This is a genomic window from Sutcliffiella rhizosphaerae (assembly GCF_917563925.1).
GTDB lineage: Bacteria > Bacillota > Bacilli > Bacillales > Bacillaceae_I > Sutcliffiella_A > Sutcliffiella_A rhizosphaerae.
Window position 1 is genome coordinate 1 of sequence record NZ_CAKJTJ010000085.1, and the last position, 931, is coordinate 931.

Annotated in this window: 1 pseudogene; it reads right to left on the reverse strand. The window is 38.3% G+C overall.

Annotated features, from left to right (window positions below):
• A pseudogene (locus LRP81_RS23125) lies at positions 1 to 774 on the reverse strand (IS110 family transposase); the annotation flags it as partial.
• Positions 775 to 931 lie beyond the last annotated feature (157 nt).

Consider the following 931-nt stretch of genomic DNA (forward strand, 5'->3'; position numbering starts at 1 on the left):
CTTCTAGTTGTGATAGATGCTCTTGATATGGAAGAACGATGGTAATAAACATCTTTAGGTTAAAAATATGGCTTTCATACATATTGTTTTGAAATGGATTTCGTAATGCAGCCTCCATAAGCTTTTGGGCTTTTTCTTTTGCCCACTTTTCTGAACGTCTGGTACATAACGTTACAATCTTGTCAGTTAACACGGATTCGGTAGTATTTAGTACATGTTCAGAAGTAGGAAATAAGGAAAGAGTCTGTAAAGAGACTTTTGAATATAAATTACCGAAGACACCTCTATATTCAGGAAATACTTGATCTAACACTGTTAGAAGCTGTACCTTAGTTTGTGCAGAAATAGCTGAAATTGTCTCTTGTTGCCTTGTAAGATTACGAAGGTTTAAGAGTTGAATACCTCTTTTCTTATATGGCTCAACTTCTTCTTTGTAGTATAGTTCGCAAAGAAGATAGGCATCGACAGCGTCTGTTTTTACCTTTCTTAAACTTGCACTCCTTGCTCGATGAGAGATAAGAGGATTCACAATAATATAAACATATTGCTGTTCCTCCAAACAGGAGAGTGGTAATGTCCTGTTGATTCTAAGATAACCGAAGGTTGCTTACCATCAGCTACTCTTTCAATCTCTTTTAAAAACTCTATTAAACGCTCAAAGCCCTCCACTGTATGCTTTACACTAAAACTTTTACGAAAAGGTTGCCCCTTATCCAAGAATGCTTGTACCTGGCTTTCTCCTTTAGAAACATCCAGACCTACCACTGGATTCATCATCATCTCCTCCTTAGAAATTAAGATTAGTCGGTTGTCCCTAGGGCTGCTTGTACTGTCATAGGTTCGCTTGTTAAACGGGATCTTTGTCCCAACCAGCCTGAAACATGCTTATACAAGTAGGGAGTGAACAGTTTTGCGGACGGGATCATGTCCC